Genomic DNA, 18319 nt, shown 5'->3' with positions numbered 1-18319 from the left:
CGGGCCCGTCACCGCGTCGGCGGAAGATCGCCCCGCCGGGTGGCGCCTAGGGTTCGTGGGCGGGCCGGCCGTGCCAGTCCAGGCACACCACGAGGGCGTCGTCCTGCGGCTTCGGTCCGCCGCGGTGACCGGTCAGTTCCCGCAGGACCGCGCGGGGCACCTCAGCCGCGGGCAGCAGCCGCGTGGACGTGATGGCCCGCTCCAGTGCCTTCTCGCCGTACGTCTCGCCGCCCGGCGCGGCGACGGCGTGCACGCCGTCGCTCACGAACACCAGCCGGTCGCCCGGCTCGCACTGGAACTCCTGTACGACGTAGTCGGTCTCGTCGAACATGCCGAGGGGCAGCTGCGCCTCGAACTCGACGCACTCCACCCGCTTGTCCCGCAGCCGGAGCATCTGGGGCGAACCGGCGTCCACCACCCGCATCAGACCGGTGGACAGCTCGAAGTCCACCATGAGCACGGACAGGTGCGAGGACCCGCGGTACTGCGCGTAGATCGCCTGGTCGGCGAGGGCCGCCTGGTCCTCGACGGGGATCCCCGCCCGGCGGGCGTTGCGCAGCGCGTTGATGCCCAGGTGGGTCAGCAGCGCGGCCTCGATGCCCTCGCCCATGCCGTTGGTTATGTAGAGCACCAGGCGGTCCGCGTTGGCCGACCAGTCGAAGTTGTCGCCGAAGATCGCGTAGGCGGGCTCCAGCTGGGCGCCGAGGTCGTACTCCGGGCGGGAGGAGGAGCGGCCGGGCAGCAGCTGCCACTGCATCTCGGCCGCCAGCGTCAGCCGGTCCTTGCGGCGTGCCTGGAGATACAGGTCGGTGTCGCGTTCGGCCACGAGCACCTCGTGGCCGAGCACCTCGGCGATGTCCGCGAGCTCCGTGAGCGTGTCCTCGGTGAGGTGGTCGGCGGGCAGCGTCACGCTCAGCACGCCGAGCCGGTCGCCGCGCACGGTCACCGGGAGATGGGCACGCCGCCGTTCCGTGCCGAGGTCCTCGACGAAGGGCTCCTGGGAGCCGAAGGCCCGGCCCACGGTGCTGTTGTGCACCGGGACCGGTTCCGTGGTGTGCGGAAGCTCGGAGACCGGCTGGAGCACGGTGAGTCCGTAGTCGGCCATGAAGAGGTCGACGGACTCGGCCGCGAAGCACCTGCCCAGGACCTCGCGGGCGGCGTCCAGCAGTTGGTGGGGAGCCGCGGTGCGCAGAGCGCGCTCCGCAGCCACGAATCTGTTCACGATGTCGGATACGCCATTCTTCGACTAGTACGATTCCGGGTCCGTGCTGAGGAGAGGTCGCCCGTCCGTCCACGGGTACCGGTGTCTATTGTTTTGTGTCTGACGTCGTTCCGGCGAGCTGACAGTGCCCGAGAAGACTGGGAGAGTGAGACGGTGACTTCCTCCGGCCCGCGTCCGCAGCCCGGTGAGGTGGCTCGCGTGACCTCAGAGGCGGCCGAGCTGCTGGAGATCCTCTGGGGGCGGGCCTCCACGGCACCGGTCTCCGCCTCCCAGCTGCGGGTGCTCTTCATCCTCGAGCACAACGAGGGGATCAACCTGCGCACGCTCGCCGACGGGCTCGGCTCGACGCCGCCCTCCACCAGCAGGCTCTGCGACCGGCTCCAGGCCGTCGGGTACGTCGAGCGGGTGCCCAGCGCCACCAGCCGCCGCGAGCTGTGCCTCTTCCTGAGCCACCAGGGCCGGTCGTTCCTGCGGGAGCTGAGGGTGCGCCGCGAGAGCGCCCTGGAGTCGGTGCTGGCCCAGATGCCCGCCGCGAAGCGCACGGCGCTTCTCCAGGGGCTGGAGGCCTTCTGCGCCGTCGCGGCGGCCGAGATGCAGGTCGACGCCGACCTGGACGTACGCACGGCCTGACCGGCGCACCTGTCCGCCGCCGGTGCCGCGGCGCGCGTGCTCGCGGGCCGGATCCGGCCTGCGCCGGCCGCCGGCCTCACCCAGCGCGACATCCTTGGTCCTCTCCGTGCGTCCGACGCGTCATCACATTGTTGCCCGGCGGCCATAGTTGTCAAATGACAACTGTTGTTCGGATTTTTCCGTTCGTCCGGCCGGTGAGGCCGTCGGCGTTCTTCTGCCCCGAAAGGGCCTACTGCCGACCGGTGAGTTCGCTCACCTGAGCAAGAGCGGCGTCCACGCTCTCCGACGACGGCACCGCCATGTTCACCCCGGTGAGATCCAGGATGCGCCGGACGGTCGGAGTGGGGGAGATGAGCCGGACGCTGCCGCCGACGGACCGGGTCTGCTCGCGGGCCTGCAGAAGCGCGTTTATCCCGGACGAGTCCATGAAGGAGACGGCGGCCAGGTCCAGCAGCAGGTGGTAGCGGCCGCGGCTCACCTGGTCGGACATGTGACGGCGCAGCTCAGGCACCGTGTCGACGTCCAGGAAGCCCTCGACGGTGAGCAGGGCGACACCGTCCCGAGGGAGTGTCACGTCGACGGACACCGGAACTCGCTCGGTCGACACAGTTACCTCCACTAGACACCACAGTCGGGCTTCCCCACTGCTGAGCAGGGCTCGATGCGCCGGAGGCGGTCTGCCGGGCCGGCAGGTCCGCCGGGCGATCCGTCCGGTGCCGGACGCGGGGAGCACGTGCACGCCTACCCCTCCAGGCGGTACGCACACATGGAGGTCGTGCGGCCTAACCGCCGGGAGGCCGTGCCCGGGCCTACGCCACCCGGATCCCGACGATGCAGGTGTCGTCGTCCGTGTCCGACCTGCTGTACGTCAGCAGCCGGTCCAGCTGGTGGTCCAGCGAGGGAGCGGTCGCCCGTGCGGTGGTCAGCAGCTGCTTCAGCGACTCCTCCACCGACCGGTCACGCCGTTCGATCAGACCGTCCGTGTACATCAGCAGCGTGTCGTCCACCGCGAGCTGCACCTCGGACTCCTCGAAGGCGGCCTCCGGCACGGCGCCGAGCAGTATGCCCTTGAGAAGGGGGAGCGGAGTCGCCTCCGTGTCCCGGATGAGCACCGGTGGCAGATGACCGGCCCGCGCCCACCGCAGCACCCGGGTGTCCGGGTCGTAGAGGCCGCAGACCGCCGTCGCCGTGACGGCACCCGTCAGGTGGTGGGCCACGATGTTGAGCCACGACAGGAGCTGACCGGGACCCGCGCCCGTCACGGCGAGCCCGCGCAGCGCGTTGCGCAGCACCACCATGCTGGTCGCGGCCTCTATGCCGTGGCCCGCCACGTCGCCCACGCACAACAGGACCAGCCCCGAGGGCAGCACCACGGCGTCGTACCAGTCGCCGCCGACCAGCTGTTCGGTCTCCGCGGGGCGGTAGCGCACGGCCGCCTGGATACCGGGCGCCTTCAGGGGGGCCTGGGTCGGGGGCATGATCGCGTGCTGGAGCTGGAGGGTCAGCCGGGCCCGCTCGTGGGCCTGCTGCTCGCTGTGCGCCAGCTGGTCGCGGGTGGCCGCCAGCGCCACCTCCGTCCAGTGCTGGGCCGAGATGTCCTGGTACGCGCCGCGTACGACGAGGGGGCGGTCGTCGACGTCGAGCACCGGTTCGGCCACCACCCGGATGTGCCGGGTCACCCCGCCGGGACGCTGGAGCCGGAACGCCGCCGTGGCCGGCCGCCGGTGGTGCAGCAGCGTTCGCAGGAAGCGGCCGATGGTGACGGCGTCGTCGGGGTGCGCGTGGGCGGCCAGCTCCTCCAGCGGCACGGGGGAGCTGGACGTGGACCGCCCGTAGAGGTCGAAGAGCGTGCCGTTCCAGGTGATCTCGCCGGTGAGGAGGTTCTCCTCGAAGCCGCCGATCCGGCCGAGCCGCTGCGCGTGCTGGAGCAGACTGGCGAGCCGCGCGGTCTCGTCCTCGATCCGCCAGATGAGCAGCACGCTGTCGCCGTGCCGGCTCACGCTGATGTCGGCGACGGCCGCCAGCGGCACCTGGTCGACCAGGGCCGTGAGGTCCATCCGCCGGGCACGGAACGGCTCGCCCGTGGCGTAGACCCGCTCGACGCGCTGGAAGAGCTCGCTCTCGCCGGCCGCCATCGGATACGCCTCCAGCAGCAGCGCGCCGTTGACGACGCCGCGCGGCCGGCCCGCGGGATCGAGGAAGCGGCTGTTCACGTGCCGGATGCGGAAGTCCGAGAGGTGTCCGTCGTCACCGAGGTGGGGCACGAGGACGAGCGCGGGGTCGTGCAGCCCGTCGACCAGGTCCATCAGCTCGGAGACGTCGGCCGTCAGCGGGCCGCGGGCCTCGGCGCCGTCGACCAGGAGCGGCTGCGTCTCCAGCGTGTGGGCGCACAGCTCCGCGAGGGCCTCGACCTGACGGACGACCTGAGGTGACTGCGGCTCCAGCGGGGACGGCCAGGCGATCTCGAGGACGCCGTGGATGCGGCCGCCCGCCCCGGCCGGCGCGGCGACCCGCCCACCGCCCGGGAAGTGCCCGTTGCCGATGGTCGGCAGGCCCTCCTCGGCCAGCGAACCGGTCCACTGGGTCGTACGGTGCGACAGGGCACGGCGTGCCACCGTCGCCACACCCGGCGGCACGTAGCGCCAGCGGGCCGCCTCCGCCGTGGAGAAACCGGCGCAGCCCGCCAGCGTCAGCGAACCGTCGGCGCCCGCCGCCCAGATGGCCACGGCCGCCGCACCCAGCGGGGCCAGGGCGTGCTGCAGCAGCGAGTCGGCGACCGCCTGCGTGTCGTCGGCGGCCAGCGCCCCGCTCTCCGCCTCACGCAGCCGTACGGCGGAGGAGGCGTCGGGGGCGGACCCGGGATCCGTCGCGGTGGCGAGGAAGGTGCTCGTCACCTCGGACAGCCGGTCGCGTGCCGCCTGGTTGATGACGTCGACGGCCAGTTCGAGCATGGGCACCTTGGCCTGCTCGGTCAGCTCGGCCAGCTGCCGGGCGGCCTGCGCGGGACCACAGCCCAGCCGCTCGACCAGGATGCCCTTCGCGAGTTCGATCAGGGCACGCCCGTCGGCCTCGGCCTGAGCGGCCTGGACCTCGCGCCGCAGCCGCTCCACGGTCGCGGCCAGTCTGCCCACCGGGGACGTGGACGGGGCGTCCGGCAGGTCGTCGGCGGGCACGGCGGCCTCCGAGCCGGGGCCGGCGACCTCGTCGAGCTCGCTCGAAGCGGCCGGCGGAAGGGAGGGAGCCGTGGATCCGACGGGCTGTTCGCCGGGGCCGGACTCGCCGGACTCCTCAGGAATGCTCACTGTGCGGTTGCTCCTCGGCTGGGACGCCGGCTGGCGCGGGGAAGGTGGGGTGCGGGACGGCGCCCGGCCGGCTCGGCGAACCGGCCGGGGCCATCCGGTGTCACACGCTCAGCCAGCGCCGGACGCAGGCGATGAGGTCGTTCGTGTCGACCGGCTTGGTCACGTAGTCGCTGGCACCCGACAGGAGACTCTTCTCCCGGTCGCCGGGCATCGCCTTCGCAGTGACCGCGATGATCGGCAGGTCGGCGTACTGCGGCATCTTGCGGATCTCCGCCGTGGCCGTGTAGCCGTCCATCTCCGGCATCATCACGTCCATCAGGATCAGCGCGACGTCGGGGTGGTTGACCAGCGTCTCGATGCCCTTTCTGCCGTTCTCCGCGTGCAGTACCTGGAAGCCGTGCAGCTCCAGGATCCCACTGAGGGCGAAGAGGTTGCGCGCGTCGTCGTCGACCACGAGCACGGTCGCCCCGTGGAACGCCTCCCCGACGAGCTGCGCGTCCTGCTGCTGGGCCTCCTCGGCGCCGCGCACCAGCGGCAGCACGTCACCGGGCTCCTCCGCGGAGAGGTGCAGGGCGATCCGCTCCCGCAGCTCGTCCAGGCTGGAGAGGAACTCCAGCGGCCGGTCCCCGCACAGGGACCGCAGTGCCCGCTCCTGCGCCAGGTCCAGCCGGTTGCCGTTGTGGATCAGCACGGGCACGCTCGCCAGCGCCGAGTCCCCCTCGACCGCCTGGAGGAAGTGGGCCGCCTCGCCCTCCGGCATGCCGAGTTCCAGGACCACGCAGTGGCAGGGCTCCGCGGCCAGCGCGCTCGCCGCCTCCTGCGCTCCCACGACCGTGATCACGTCGACCGTCTCGCGGCCCTCGACCTCCTCGCGGCTGCGGCTGACGTCCCCGACCGCGCTCTCGGCGACGAGGGTCAGCAGTCCGCGGGGGCGTTCCTCGACGACCAGCAGCCGCCGCCGGGCCTGCCTGGCGGCGCCGGGCGCGGCCGGCACCGTACGCCGGACGGACACGACCTCGGCGGTCGGCTCGGCCGGCGCCGGCTCCAGCTGGCGGGTGCAGCTGAGCAGCTCCTCGAAGTCGGGGCGGGCGACCGGCAGGAACAGCGTGAACGTGCTGCCCTGGCCGGGCGTGCTGTCCACGGTGACCGCGCCGCCGAGCAGGTGGGCGATCTCACGGGTGATCGACAGGCCGAGACCGGTGCCGCCGTACTTGCGGCTCGTGGTGCCGTCCGCCTGCTGGAAGGCCCCGAAGATCGTCTCCAGCTGCTGCTCCGGGATGCCGATACCGGTGTCCTTCACGCGGAAGGCGACGATCGTGCCCTCACGCAGCACGCCCTTGGGCACCTCGTCGCCGGCCGCCGGTTCGATGCGCAGTTCGACGCTGCCCTGCTCGGTGAACTTGACCGCGTTCGAGAGCAGGTTGCGCAGGACCTGGCGCAGCCGGGAGTCGTCGGTGAGCAGATCACCGGGGGCGCCGGGCGCCGTGCTGATGGTGAACTCCAGGCTCTTCTGCGACGTCATCGGCCGGAACGTGGCCTCGACGTACTCCAGGAGCTGCCGCAGCGGGACCCGCTCCGGGGTGACGTCCATCTTTCCGGCCTCGACCTTGGACAGGTCGAGGATGTCGTTGATCAGCTGCAGCAGGTCGGAGCCCGCGGAGTGGATGATGCCCGCGTACTCGACCTGCTTGGGGGTGAGGTTGCGCGAGGGGTTCTGCGCGAGCAGCTGGGCGAGGATGAGGAGGCTGTTGAGCGGCGTCCGCAGCTCGTGGCTCATGTTCGCCAGGAACTCCGACTTGTACTTCGACGCCAGCGACAGCTGCTGGGCGCGGGCCTCCAGCTCCTGGCGGGCCTGCTCGATCTGCAGGTTCTTGGCCTCGATGTCGCGGTTCTGCGTGGCGAGCAGCGAGGCCTTGTCCTCCAGTTCGGCGTTGGAGCGCTGCAGCTCGTCCTGCTGGACCTGCAGTTCCTCCGAGCGGGCCTGGAGCTCGGCGGTGAGCCGCTGGGACTCGCCGAGCAGCTCGTCGGTGCGGGCGTTGGCCACGATGGTGCTGACGTTGACGCCGATGGTCTCCATCAGCTGCTCGAGGAAGGTCTGGTGGACCGGCGTGAAGCGGGCCACCGAGGCCAGCTCGATGACGCCGAGCACCTGCTCCTCGACCACGATGGGCAGGACGACGAGTGCGGTGGGCACCGTCTGGCCGAGGCCCGAAGAGATGGTGACGTAGCCCGGCGGCAACTGGTCCACGGTGATGGCGCGGCGGCTGCGGGCCGCCTGTCCGACCAGCGAGCGTCCCATCGGGATACGGGCCGGTCGGTCGTTGTCGTCGGGGTACCCGTACGAGCCGACGAGCCGCAGCTCGGTGCCGCGGGGGGTGTCCTCGGCGAGGTAGAAGGCGCCGAACTGGGCGGACACCAGCGGTGTGAGCTCGTCCATGATCAGCTCGGCGACGACGTCCAGGTCCCGGTAGCCCTGCATGAGACCCGAGATGCGCGCCAGGTTGGTCTTGAGCCAGTCCTGCTCCTGGTTGGCCCGCGTGGTCTCACGCAGGGACTCCACCATGGAGTTGATGTTGTCCTTCAGCTCGGCGACCTCGCCCGAGGCCTCCACGGTGATGGAGCGGGTCAGGTCGCCCTCGGCCACGGCGCTCGCGACCTCGGCGATGGCCCGCACCTGGCGGGTCAGGTTCCCCGCCAGCTCGTTCACGTTCTCCGTCAGCCGCTTCCACGTACCGGAGACGCCCTCGACCTCGGCCTGGCCACCCAGGCGGCCCTCGCTGCCCACCTCGCGCGCCACTCGGGTCACCTCGGCGGCGAAGGCGGAGAGCTGGTCGACCATCGTGTTGATGGTCGTCTTGAGTTCCAGGATCTCGCCGCGGGCGTCGACGTCGATCTTCTTCGACAGGTCGCCCTTGGCCACCGCGGTGGTCACCAGCGCGATGTTGCGCACCTGGCCGGTGAGGTTGTTGGCCATCGAGTTGACGTTGTCGGTGAGGTCCTTCCAGGTGCCCGCCACGTTCGGCACGTGCGCCTGGCCGCCGAGACGGCCCTCGGTGCCCACCTCGCGGGCCACGCGGGTGACCTCGTCGGCGAACGCGGACAGGGTGTCGACCATCGTGTTGATGACGTCCGCGAGCGCCGCCACCTCGCCCTTGGCCTCGACGGTGATCTTCTGGGAGAGGTCGCCGCGCGCCACGGCCGTGGCGACCTGCGCGATGGACCGCACCTGACCGGTCAGGTTCGACGCCATCACGTTGACGTTGTCGGTCAGGTCCTTCCAGGTGCCGGAGACACCGCGCACGGTGGCCTGGCCGCCCAGGTTGCCGGCGGTGCCCACCTCGCGGGCGACTCGGGTGACCTCGTCGGCGAAGGCGGACAGCTGGTCGACCATCGTGTTGATGGTGTCCTTGAGCTCCAGGATCTCGCCGCGGGCGTCCACGGTGATCTTCTGGGAGAGGTCGCCCTTGGCCACCGCCGTGGCCACCTGGGCGATGGACCGGACCTGCGAGGTCAGGTTCCCCGCCATGAAGTTCACGGAGTCGGTGAGGTCGCGCCAGGTGCCCTTGACGCCCTTGACGTCGGCCTGGCCGCCGAGGCGTCCCTCGGTACCGACCTCGCGGGCGACTCGGGTGACCTCGTCGGCGAAGGCGGACAACTGGTCGACCATCGTGTTGATGGTGGACTTCAGTTCCAGGATCTCGCCGCGGGCGTCCACGGTGATCTTCTGGGAGAGGTCGCCCTTGGCCACCGCCGTGGTCACCTGCGCCACGTTGCGGACCTGGGCGGTGAGGTTGCCCGCCATGAGGTTCACCGAGTCGGTGAGGTCCCGCCACACACCGCCGACGCCCGGCACCTGGGCCTGGCCGCCGAGGCGCCCCTCGCTGCCCACCTCGCGGGCGACGCGGGTGACCTCGTCGGCGAAGGCGGACAGCTGGTCGACCATCGTGTTGACGGTCTCCTTCAGCTGGAGGATCTCGCCGCGCGCGGGGACGTCGATCTTCTGGGAGAGGTCGCCCTTGGCGACGGCCGTGGCGACCTGGGCGATGTCGCGGACCTGGGTGGTGAGGTTTCCGGCCATGGCGTTGACCGAGTCGGTCAGATCCGCCCAGGTGCCGGAGACTCCCGGGACCTCGGCCTGGCCGCCCAGGGTTCCCTCGGTGCCCACCTCGCGGGCCACCCGGGTCACCTCGGAGGTGAACACCGACAGCTGGTCCACCATGCCGTTGAACACGGTGGCGATGTCGCCCAGAAGGCCACCGGCCTCGTCCGGCAGACGTGTGCCGAAGTCTCCGTCGCGCACGGCTGTCAGGCCGGCCAGCAGTTGCCGCAGCTCCTGCTCGCCCGGCGTCCGGCTCGAAGGCTCGGTCGTTGTGACGGTCATGCGTACCCCTCGTTCCGCTCCCCAAGAGTCCCCGGGAGAAGGACTCGGAACCACGCCGCACCCGCGGACGGTCTCACATGCCGTACACGGTATTCCCGCAGATCACGGATCTGCCGATGAGAAAATACGCCGCAGGCTAACCCAGAAGGCACGTGCTGAACAAAGCGGTGGGCGTAACCAACGGTACGGCCGAGAAAGTTGCCGGGACGAGGCATGACTTCGCGAAGTGGGGATATACAGAACCCTCTCGGTCTGTCCCCCTCCGGGCCGCCGCGAAAACCGCCGAGTCCCGAGTCCCCGCCGGTGCCGCCGAGGTGCGGGGGACGGCGTACGCGGGCGGACGCGAAGATCCCGCCGCCCTGGTGCACCGAGGGGACGGTGACGACCGGGACGGCGGGACCGGGGGCCTCGCGGGGGTCAGGGGTGTCAGGCGACGGCCGGGTCCAGCAGGCCCTTGCGCAGGCGCTTCAGGATGCGGGTGATCAGCCGCGAGACGTGCATCTGGGAGATGCCGAGCTCCTCACCGATCTGGGCCTGGGTGCGCTCCTCCACGAACCGCAGGTGGACGATCTGCCGCTCGCGGTCGTCGAGCTCGGCGATCAGCGGGGCCAGGGAGTGGAAGTCCTCGACGAGCTGGAGGGAGGGGTCGTCCTCACCGATGAAGTCGGCCAGCACGCTCTCGCCGTCCGCCCCGCCGTTGCCGACGAGCGCCGCGTCCAGGGACGTCGGGCTGTAGGCGTTGGCGGCCTTGCGGGCCTCGATGACGTCCTCCTCGGGGAGGGACATCAGTTCCGACAGCTCGCGCGTGGTGGGGTTGCGGCCGAGGCGGGTCTGCAGTTCCTCGGTGGCCTTGGCGAGCTCGACGCGGGCCTCCTGGAGCCGGCGGGGCACGTGGACGGCCCAGCTGGTGTCACGGAAGAAGCGCTTGATCTCGCCGACGATGTAGGGGACGGCGAAGGAGGTGAACTCGACCTCGCGCGTCAGCTCGAACCGGTCGATCGCCTTGATCAGGCCGATGGTGCCGACCTGGACGATGTCCTCCATGGAGTCGCCGCGGCTGCGGAAGCGCGAGGCGGCGTAGCGCACCAGGGAGAGGTTCATCTCGATCAGGGTGTTGCGCACGTACTGGTACTCGTGCGTGCCCTCCTCCAGCACCGCGAGCCGGTCGAAGAACTGGCGCGAGAGGTCGCGGGCGTCCTTCGGCTTGACCTTCGAGGGGTCGTCGATGAAGGGGAGGTCCGTCTCGGAGACCTCGGCCGCCTCGCGCGCCGTGCCCGTTGCCTGCACCGCCGTCACGGCTGCCATGCCGTCCACCCCAATCGTCGAAGATCTTGAATGACAGAGCGCGTCTGCCCGGGTTCGAGAGATCTAATCCACCCGAACTGACGAAAACATGCATACCAGAGTGACTGGAGTGAACGGCCGTCCGCCCCGGGCCGGCCGCGGTGGGCGGCGCCGCGGCCCGGACGGGTGACCCCGCCCCGGTGCCGGAGCCTCAGGGAAGGCGGCGGGCCGTCGGTACGGCCGAGTACGCTTGGGCCTCTCATGTGAGGCGGTGCAAATGGCGTACGGCGGTGGTGGGCCGGAGGTGGCCCCCGTCTCTCGGCAGCTCGGTGGAGCCGTGCTCCAGGCATACGCACTCGTGGAGCGACCGGGTATACGTATGATCGGCGAGATCAGCCCGCCCACCCGTCCCGTCTGGCGGGACGCCCTGGGCCAGCTGGCGCGCCGGTCCGACCACGTCTGCTTCCTGGAGATGTCGGCGATCACGTTCGTCGACGTCGCCGGGGCCGCCGATCTGGCGCGCACCGCACAAAGCCTGCATGGGAAGCGGCGTCTGGTACTGGAACAGCCTCCGCCCGAACTCGAGCGGATCCTGCATATGTTCTGGCCAGACCTTCGGACGATTGAGGTGGCGGCATGACGAGTACGGCCACCCGACCCGACCCCTTCGTCCACCCCGCGCTCTTCTACCGCGGCGACCAGGACTACGTGGAGGGGACCGTGCCCTTCCTGCTGGGCGGCCTGGAGGCGGCCCAGCCGGTGGCGGTGGCGGCGCCCGTCCGGCAGCTGGACCTGATCAGATCGGCGCTGGGGGAGTCGGCGGCCGAGGTGCACTTCGTGGACATGACGCAGGCGGGCCGCAACCCCGGCCGCATCATCCCGGCGGTCCTGCGCGCGTTCGCCGACCGCCACTCCGGCAGCCACGTCCGTATCATCGGCGAGCCGATCTGGGCCGGCCGGACCGCCGTGGAGTACCCGGCCTGCGTCCAGCACGAGGCCCTGATCAACGTGGCGTTCAGCGGCCGGGACGTGACGATCCTGTGTCCCTACGACGCCGAAGCGCTGCCCGCCGACGTGATCGACGACGCGCGGGCCACGCACCCCGTGCTCATCGACGGGGGCGAGGAGCAGGTCAGCACCGCCTACGCGGTCGACAGCGTGCTCGCACGCTTCAACGAAACGCTTCGCCACCCGCCCGGAGCGGCGACGACCGCCTTCGACGCGGAAGCCCTGCCGGTCACCCGCGACTTCGCGCTCGCCGAGGCCCGGGAGCTCGGGATGAGCGCTCCCCGGCTCCAGGACCTGGCGCTCGTCGTCGCGGAGCTGACCACCAACAGCGTCGTGCACGGGGGCGGCTCCGGCACGGTGCGGATCTGGGCCGAGAACGACCAGATCGTCTGCGAGGTGCAGGACGACGGGAAGCTGACCGACCTGCTGGCGGGCCGGCGCCCCGCGCCCCCGCAGCAGCTCGGCGGCCGCGGTCTGCTCCTCGTGCACTACCTGTCCGACCTGGTCCGCGTGCACAGCGGAGCGGTGGGCACGACGGTGCGCAGCTACCTCCCTCGCGCCTGACCCCACACCCTTTCGGGGCCAGCGGGACCCCGACCCCGTGACGCACGAAAGGCCCGGACCCCCGAGGGGCCGGGCCTTCGCCGATGAACGGGTGGACGGCTAGGGCCTGTCGTTTGGATCAGGTCGGCCGTGACAGACGGTTCGTCCCGGCCGACCCGAGCGGGGTCTGGTGCGTGCAGCTGCAAGGCGGAGGAGGGAGTCGAAGCGATGGGGGTCCCCCCGCTCGAGCGGAGCCGAGAGTGGGGGAGTCGGCGACCGACGACAACGCCGCAGATGTGCGTGCCAGACCCCGCGACACCGGCCTGATCCAAACGACAGGCCCTAGCGCGTCCCGCCCTGCTCGGCGTCCTGTGCCGCCTGGCGCTCGGTCTGCGCGCCGGCCGTGGACAGGGTGCCGCCGGAGCTCTCCAGGTGCGCCCGTACGAACCACTGGAACTGCTCCAGAGCCCGCAGCTGCTCGATGAGGATGTCCTCCGTCACCGGGTCGGTCTTGCCCACCTCGGTCATCGCCGCGCGATGGTCCTCGATGATGCCGGTGTAGACCAGGTCGAGGGCGCCGAGGTGGGCGATGGCGTCGGCGCGACCGACGTCGTAGTCGTCCCAGGTGCGCTCGGCGACCAGGGCGCCCGGGGTGCCGTGCGGCACGCCGCCGAGGGCGGAGATGCGCTCGGCGGTGTCGTCGGCCATCTCGCGCACCCGGTCCACCTGCGGGTCGAGCATTTCGTGCACGGCGATGAAATGCGGCCCGACGACATTCCAGTGGACGTGCTTCAGCGTCAGGGAAAGGTCGTTCAGGGCGTGCAGACGCATACGCAGCAGATCGATGACCTTTCCGCCGTCGTGCGTGCTGAGTCCGGGGACCGTGTAGTTCGGGGTCGTGGACGTCGACATCAATTCTCTCCCTTCGTGTGGGGCTGATTGCGGTGCGATTCGCCGTGTCTTCTACCAGCGGTACCAGCGTCCGCGCCGCCCGCCGGACGCTCCGGAACGCATCACGAAGCCCAGCAGCCAGACGACGAGCACGATGACCGCGATCCACCAGAGCGCCTTGAGGGCGAAGCCGGCTCCGAAAAGGAGCAGGGCGAGCAGGAGAACCAGAAGAAGCGGAACCATTGTCATCAACCTCCAAGCCCTCACGTGCCCCGGTTCTTTCCCGATACACGTATGCCGGGGCGAGGCGGACGAAAGGGCCCGGACGACCGGGCGGGAACGCGCCGGGCTCTCTGTCAGACGCGTACGTATTCCCTGCGCACCATCGCCGCGAGTTCCGTCAGTGCCTCCTCGGCAGCCGTCCGGTCGGCGCGGTCGAGGAGCGCGAGCGCGTCCGCCGCGGCCTTCCTGACGGTCTCCGGGACCTCGTCGACGGCCGCCATCCGGTACGCCAGGGAGCGGCGCGCCGCCCGTTCCTCCGGGGTGACGCCCGAGGGTCCGGAACGCGGGAAGACGGCGGCCTCGTAAGCGGCGACCTGGACCAGCACGCCGTGCGCGATGCCCTCCGCGTATCCGCGGGCCCCGGCCCGTTGCTGCGCCGCGCCGAAGTCCGCCAGGGCACGCCGCCGGACGAGGACCGAGGCGGTGGCGCCGGCCGTGGCCGCGGCGAGCGCCGCGAGGAGGCCCACGACCGTGCCCCCGACAAGAGCGCCGAGGAGCCCGCCCGTGGCCGCGAGGAGGCAGGTCAGCCCGCCGGTGAGGAGGAGGAGCGCGCGGGCGGGGGTGAACGAGGCCATGGCGAGCAGTGTGCCAGCCGCCGCCGGGCGGACGGCCGGGAGGTGGCGACCCTCACATGCCGAGGCCGGTGATTCGGCCGATGGCCGGCCCGCCCGCAGGCGCGAGGCTGCGTTTCCCCGATCCGTATCCCTCGGCCCGATGGAGGCAACGCATGCGCAGTCCCGACCGGTTACTCCGGCGGTGGGCCACCGCCACGACCCTGGGCGCGGTGCTCCTCGCCACGCTCCTCGGTCCTTCCCCCGCCGAGGCCGCGCCCTCGCGCGCCGAGGCCGTCAACCCCGTGATCACCGTCCCGCCCGAGGGCAGCCGCGGGTTCCCCTTCCTCGCCGCGGCGGAGGATCTCGGTTCCCTCGGCTACACCGAGAGCGAGTACTTCACGACCGGCACCGCCACGTCGTACGCGAAGTCCGGCATCTGGGGCTCGGACGGCCGCTGGACCGTCCGCGCGAACACCCGCGCCGAGTACCGGACCCGGCTGCTGGTCCGCCGCCCCGTCGACGCCGCGAAGTTCAACGGCACCGTCGTCGTCGAGTGGCTGAACGTCAGCGGCCAGATCGAGCTGTCCCCGGACTACTGGTTCGCCCGGGAGGAGCTCCTGCGCAAGGGGTACGCCTGGGTCGGCGTCTCGGCACAGTCCGTCGGCGTCAACGGCGGCAGCGGCGAGATCCACGGCCTCAAGGGCTGGGACCCGGACCGCTACGGCAGCCTGATCCACCCCGGTGACGCCTACGCCTACGACATCTTCTCCCAGGCGGGGCAGGCGCTGCGTACCCCGAACGGTCCCGATCCGCTCGGCGGGCTGCAGGTCAGGACGCTGCTCGCGGACGGCGAGTCGCAGTCGGCCGGCTTCATGACGACGTACGCCAACGCCGTCCATCCGGTGGCACGCGTCTACGACGGGTTCATGGTGCACAGCAACAGTGCCATCGCCGCGCCGATCAGCGGGCAGCTGGGGGACACGCTCCTGATGCCGTACCCGTCCCGCGTCCGCACCGACCTGACGGTGCCGACCTTCGTCGTGCTCACCGAGACCGACGTGCCCGGCGCCGCCGCCGCACGGCAGCCGGACACCGACCGCGTCGTGCACTGGGAGCTGGCGGGTACCGCCCACGGCGACCAGTGGGCCTACGACACCGGACAGCCGACGGTGATCAGGTCGGCGGGCTCCGCCGCCCCGGCGCCCGGTTGCGCCGCCGGGTCGGCGCCGTTCAACGACGGCCCGGGCCACTGGTCGATGAACGCCGCGCTGCGCCGGCTGGCCGACTGGGCAAGGGGCGGTCCCCGGCCCGCGAGCGGGGCACAGCTGAGCGAGCTGCGTGATCCGGCCACCGGACTGGCCCTCGGCGGCATCCGGCTGCCCGACGTCGCGGTGCCGACCCGTACGCTCACCGGCGAGCGGGACACCAGCGGCAGCGGGCTCTTCTGCGGCCTCTACGGCGCGCGGGACCCGTGGAACGGCGACACCGACCCGTGGGACCGGCACGACGACGGCGATCCCTCCGACCCGTCCTTCCCGGACCGGGCGGAACCGGTGCTGAGCCGGCTGTACCCGACGCACGAGGGATACGTGAGCCGGGTCCGGACGGCCGCGCAGAACTCCGTGACGGCCGGCTTCCTCCTGCCGGAGGACGCGACCGCGATCGTGGCCGCCGCACAGGACTCGAACGTCGGCGGCTGATCCCGCACGCACCGCGAGATCACCTCTCGCGGCCCGAAGTCCCGCTCGCCGAGCGGGACTTCGGGCGTCCGCGCCGTCCGGCGTGGCCGTCGTCCGCGGGCACGCGGTCACGTGAGCACCCACGCTGCGGGCTTCCGGGCCCGCCGTGGTCCGCGGTGGCGCTGGTGCCCCCGCGGGTGCGGGGCGGACAATGCAGGCATGAGCCGACTCGTGAGTGATGTCAGTGGTCCCGCCCGGCTGGCCGGACCGGAGGAGGGCATCAGCCAGGAGGAGCTGGCCCTCGCCGCCCGCAACCACGGGCTGCCCCTGGAGGCGCTGCGCTACGACGTCACCCCGCCGGGGCTGCACTACGTGCTGACCCACTACGACATCCCGTACGCGGACGAGAGCACGTGGGAGCTGACGGTCGGCGGCCTGGTCGACCGGCCGCTGCGCCTCACGCCGGCGGACCTGCGGTCGTTCCCCGCGGTCACCGAGCGGGTGACCATGGAGTGCGCGGGCAACGGCCGGGCCCTGCTGACGCCCCGGCCGGTGAGCCAGCCGTGGCTGGTCGAGGCGGCCGGCACCGCGGAGTGGACCGGGGTGCCGCTGCGGCTGCTGCTCGCCGAGGCCGGCGTCGACCCGGCCGGGGTGGACGTCGTCTTCACCGGTGCCGACCACGGGATCGAGCGAGGCGTGGAGCAGGACTACCAGCGTGCGCTGCCGCTGGAGACGGCGACGGGCCGCGATCCCGACGTCCTCGTCGCGTACGCGATGAACGGCGCACCGCTGCCGCCCCAGCACGGGTACCCGGTGCGGCTGGTGGTGCCGGGCTGGTACGGCATGGCTCATGTGAAGTGGCTGCGGGACATCACAGTGACCGACACCGCGTTCACGGGATTCCAGCAGGCGGTGGCCTACCGGCTCAGGCAGGACGCGGACGACCCCGGGGAGCCGGTGACCCGCATCGCGCCCCGCGCCCTGCTGATCCCGCCGGGGTTCCCGGACTTCATGTCGCGGTCGCGGGTCGTGCGGCCCGGCGTCGTGCCGCTGGAGGGGCGCGCCTGGTCGGGCCGCGCCCCGGTGACCTCCGTGGAGGTGAGCTGGGACGAGGGCCACTCCTGGCACGAGGCCGAACTCGCTCCCGACGCCGGTCACGGGTGGGCGTGGCGTCACTGGCACCTCGACTGGACGGCCGTACCGGGCAGTCACGTGCTGAGCGCCCGTGCCACCGACGCCGAGGGTCACGTCCAGCCCCTGCAACAGCCCTGGAACCGTGGCGGGTTCGCGAACAACCTCGTCCAGCGGGTGCCGGTCCTCTGCCTCGACGCATCGGTGTGAGCGCTCCGGAAGATAGCTGACAGCCCATCAGTTACCCAGCCTGGTAAGTGAGTTGGCGAATTCAGGCAGCCGGATCGCTCATGGGCCTATGAACCTTCGGGTCCTCTCGCTACCCTCCGCCGCATGATTCCCACGGTCGTATGGGGTACCGGCAACGTGGGCCGCGCGGCCATCCGCGCCGTCGACGCCCACCCGGCGCTGGAACTGACGGCAGTACTCGTGCACGACCCCGCGAGGGTCGGGCGTGACGCGGGTGAACTCGGCGGCCTGGACCGGCGCCTCGGGGTCTCGGCGACCGACCGCGTCGGCGCCGTGCTGGACGCCCGACCGGGCGCGGTGGTGTACGCGGCCTCCGGTGACCTCCGGCCGGACGAGGCGCTCGCCGACGTCGTCAGGGCCGTCGCTGCGGGGGCCGTGGTGGTCACTCCCGCGCTGTACCCGCTCTACGACCAGCGCGGCGCGCCGCCGGAGTTCCGGGACCCGGTGCTGGCGGCCGTCGCCGAGGGCGGCGGCTCCCTGTTCGTCTCGGGCGTCGACCCGGGATGGGGCAACGACGTGCTGCCCCTGCTGGTCAGCGGACTCGGTACCGTCGTCGAGGCGGTCCGCTGCCAGGAGATCTTCGACTACTCCACGTACGAGCAGGAGGAGTCCGTCAGGCACCTGATCGGCATGGGCCACCCGATGGACTACGAACCGCTGATGCTCGCGCCCTCGATACCCACCATGGTCTGGGGCGGCCAGATCCGGCTGATGGCGAGGGCGCTGGGCGTCGAACTGGACGACATCCGCGAGACCCTGGACCGGCGCGCCCTCGACGCCACGGTCACCACCCGCACGATGGGCGTCTTCGAGGCCGGCACCCAGGGCGCCGTGCGGTTCGAGGTGCAGGGCGTCGTCGACGGCAGCCCGCGTATCGTCATCGAGCACGTCACCCGCATCCACGCCTCCTGCGCCCCCGACTGGCCCGCCCCGCCCGACGGCGGCGACGGCGCACACCGGGTGATCATCGAGGGCCGCCCCCGGATCGTGGTCACGGTGGAGGCGACCGACGAGGGCGAGAACCGGTCCGCCGGCGGGAACGCCACCGCGGTGGGCCGGCTCGTGGGGGCCATCGACTGGCTCGTGGACGCGGAGCCGGGCCTGTACGACGCGCTCGACGTCCCGCTGCGTCCCGCGACCGGCCGACTCGGAAGGAAATGACC

The 18319-nt window shown here is 71.7% G+C and carries 14 protein-coding genes; 6 read left to right on the top strand and 8 right to left on the bottom strand.

Annotation, left to right across the window (positions count from 1 at the left end):
• Positions 1 to 46: 46 nt before the first annotated feature.
• Positions 47 to 1222 (bottom strand): PP2C family protein-serine/threonine phosphatase, encoded by a 1176-nt coding sequence (locus ACZ4VA_RS10470; RefSeq protein ID WP_452919540.1) that lies wholly within the window; start codon positions 1220 to 1222, stop codon positions 47 to 49.
• Positions 1223 to 1420: 198 nt separating this feature from the next.
• Here ACZ4VA_RS10470 and ACZ4VA_RS10465 point away from each other — a divergent pair, with 198 nt between their 5' ends.
• Positions 1421 to 1852 carry a MarR family winged helix-turn-helix transcriptional regulator gene (locus ACZ4VA_RS10465; protein ID WP_356175272.1) on the top strand — a complete coding sequence of 144 codons (432 nt, stop codon included), beginning with the start codon at positions 1421 to 1423 and terminating at the stop codon, positions 1850 to 1852.
• Positions 1853 to 2081: 229 nt separating this feature from the next.
• Here the strand turns inward: ACZ4VA_RS10465 and ACZ4VA_RS10460 are convergent, their stop codons facing one another.
• The 4 genes from ACZ4VA_RS10460 to ACZ4VA_RS10445 all read right to left on the bottom strand — a co-directional run bounded on the left by ACZ4VA_RS10460 (position 2082) and on the right by ACZ4VA_RS10445 (position 10840).
• Complete coding sequence (locus ACZ4VA_RS10460) at positions 2082 to 2459, bottom strand: STAS domain-containing protein (protein ID WP_389389391.1); 378 nt, start codon at positions 2457 to 2459, stop codon at positions 2082 to 2084.
• Between the two features lie 202 nt (positions 2460 to 2661).
• Entirely contained in the window at positions 2662 to 5154 is a 2493-nt protein-coding gene (locus tag ACZ4VA_RS10455) for a SpoIIE family protein phosphatase (protein WP_468080793.1), read from the bottom strand.
• 100 nt (positions 5155 to 5254) lie between these two features.
• Positions 5255 to 9535, bottom strand: a complete 4281-nt coding sequence (locus ACZ4VA_RS10450) for a HAMP domain-containing protein (RefSeq protein WP_468080791.1) — start codon at positions 9533 to 9535, stop codon at positions 5255 to 5257.
• A 426-nt stretch (positions 9536 to 9961) separates the two neighbouring features.
• Positions 9962 to 10840 (bottom strand): RNA polymerase sigma factor SigF, encoded by an 879-nt coding sequence (locus ACZ4VA_RS10445; protein WP_355786582.1) that lies wholly within the window; start codon positions 10838 to 10840, stop codon positions 9962 to 9964.
• 256 nt (positions 10841 to 11096) lie between these two features.
• On the opposite strand from ACZ4VA_RS10445, the gene ACZ4VA_RS10440 reads away from it, so the two are divergent.
• Positions 11097 to 11459: an STAS domain-containing protein gene (locus ACZ4VA_RS10440; RefSeq protein WP_389389394.1), complete on the top strand. Its 363-nt coding sequence runs from the start codon at positions 11097 to 11099 to the stop codon at positions 11457 to 11459.
• Positions 11456 to 12391, top strand: coding sequence for an anti-sigma factor RsbA family regulatory protein (locus tag ACZ4VA_RS10435; protein WP_468080788.1), 936 nt, complete (start codon positions 11456 to 11458; stop codon positions 12389 to 12391). The genes ACZ4VA_RS10440 and ACZ4VA_RS10435 overlap by 4 nt, the downstream gene beginning before the upstream one ends.
• Positions 12392 to 12712: 321 nt before the next feature.
• Here ACZ4VA_RS10435 and ACZ4VA_RS10430 read toward each other — a convergent pair whose 3' ends face one another.
• From ACZ4VA_RS10430 to ACZ4VA_RS10420, 3 genes are all read right to left on the bottom strand, one after another.
• On the bottom strand, positions 12713 to 13282 hold the full coding sequence (locus ACZ4VA_RS10430) for a Dps family protein (RefSeq protein WP_355795608.1): 570 nt from the start codon (positions 13280 to 13282) through the stop codon (positions 12713 to 12715).
• Between the two features lie 51 nt (positions 13283 to 13333).
• Positions 13334 to 13504, bottom strand: a complete 171-nt coding sequence (locus ACZ4VA_RS10425; RefSeq protein WP_355795605.1) for a hydrophobic protein — start codon at positions 13502 to 13504, stop codon at positions 13334 to 13336.
• A 113-nt stretch (positions 13505 to 13617) separates the two neighbouring features.
• Entirely contained in the window at positions 13618 to 14118 is a 501-nt protein-coding gene (locus ACZ4VA_RS10420) for a hypothetical protein (protein WP_356244039.1), read from the bottom strand.
• Between the two features lie 152 nt (positions 14119 to 14270).
• Here ACZ4VA_RS10420 and ACZ4VA_RS10415 point away from each other — a divergent pair, with 152 nt between their 5' ends.
• From ACZ4VA_RS10415 to ACZ4VA_RS10405, 3 genes are all read left to right on the top strand, one after another.
• Complete coding sequence (locus ACZ4VA_RS10415; RefSeq protein WP_355794719.1) at positions 14271 to 15797, top strand: alpha/beta hydrolase domain-containing protein; 1527 nt, start codon at positions 14271 to 14273, stop codon at positions 15795 to 15797.
• Between the two features lie 198 nt (positions 15798 to 15995).
• Positions 15996 to 17117 carry a sulfite oxidase gene (locus tag ACZ4VA_RS10410; protein WP_356175974.1) on the top strand — a complete coding sequence of 374 codons (1122 nt, stop codon included), beginning with the start codon at positions 15996 to 15998 and terminating at the stop codon, positions 17115 to 17117.
• 123 nt (positions 17118 to 17240) lie between these two features.
• A complete protein-coding gene (locus ACZ4VA_RS10405) occupies positions 17241 to 18317 on the top strand; it encodes an NAD(P)H-dependent amine dehydrogenase family protein (protein WP_356175971.1) in 1077 nt (358 codons plus the stop codon).
• Positions 18318 to 18319: the final 2 nt, after the last annotated feature.

Source organism: Streptomyces sp. NPDC028308 (assembly GCF_055565855.1).
This window is presented reverse-complemented; position numbering and strand designations above follow the sequence as displayed.

Bases quoted from the DNA above. Each gene is read 5' to 3' on its own strand.
- ACZ4VA_RS10450 (WP_468080791.1), bottom strand. From the start codon at position 9,535: ATGACCGTCACAACGACCGAGCCTTCGAGCCGGACGCCGGGCGAGCAG.
- ACZ4VA_RS10445 (WP_355786582.1), bottom strand. From the start codon at position 10,840: ATGGCAGCCGTGACGGCGGTGCAGGCAACGGGCACGGCGCGCGAGGCG.
- ACZ4VA_RS10440 (WP_389389394.1), top strand. From the start codon at position 11,097: ATGGCGTACGGCGGTGGTGGGCCGGAGGTGGCCCCCGTCTCTCGGCAG.
- ACZ4VA_RS10435 (WP_468080788.1), top strand. From the start codon at position 11,456: ATGACGAGTACGGCCACCCGACCCGACCCCTTCGTCCACCCCGCGCTC.
- ACZ4VA_RS10430 (WP_355795608.1), bottom strand. From the start codon at position 13,282: ATGTCGACGTCCACGACCCCGAACTACACGGTCCCCGGACTCAGCACG.
- ACZ4VA_RS10425 (WP_355795605.1), bottom strand. From the start codon at position 13,504: ATGGTTCCGCTTCTTCTGGTTCTCCTGCTCGCCCTGCTCCTTTTCGGA.
- ACZ4VA_RS10420 (WP_356244039.1), bottom strand. From the start codon at position 14,118: ATGGCCTCGTTCACCCCCGCCCGCGCGCTCCTCCTCCTCACCGGCGGG.
- ACZ4VA_RS10415 (WP_355794719.1), top strand. From the start codon at position 14,271: ATGCGCAGTCCCGACCGGTTACTCCGGCGGTGGGCCACCGCCACGACC.
- ACZ4VA_RS10410 (WP_356175974.1), top strand. From the start codon at position 15,996: ATGAGCCGACTCGTGAGTGATGTCAGTGGTCCCGCCCGGCTGGCCGGA.
- ACZ4VA_RS10405 (WP_356175971.1), top strand. From the start codon at position 17,241: ATGATTCCCACGGTCGTATGGGGTACCGGCAACGTGGGCCGCGCGGCC.